This is a genomic window from Rhizobium sp. SVR5-9E (assembly GCF_056755095.1).
Genome location: NZ_JBNDHS010000414.1, coordinates 1 through 272, shown reverse-complemented (window position 1 = coordinate 272; position 272 = coordinate 1). Strand labels below are relative to the sequence as shown.

The window sequence follows — 272 nt, the reverse complement described above, 5'->3', positions numbered from 1 at the left end:
GTAATAGATGTTGATATAAAATCGTAGATCTTCTTATGATCTTCCTGTATTCTTCTGAAGTTGTTTTGTGAAAGCGTATTATTTATCTTTTTTAAATCTTCATCCGATATTTTAAAAGTCTGTTTTATCTTTTTGCCCTCACCCTCAAAAGAGTAATGGGCGTCATTTCCTTTAATAAGAAGGTTTTCATAAGTCGGAGCATAGCCTCCACTCTTAGAGTAACTGATATCAAAATCGGAATACACTTTCTGGCTGTTGCATGATACTAATAC

The 272-nt window shown here is 33.1% G+C and carries 1 protein-coding gene; it reads right to left on the bottom strand.

Translation table 11 applies throughout. The features are described from left to right. Positions 1–245 (bottom strand): hypothetical protein (locus ACPYOJ_RS35420; RefSeq protein ID WP_481420397.1); only part of this gene is annotated, 245 nt, incomplete at its 3' end. Positions 246–272 lie beyond the last annotated feature (27 nt).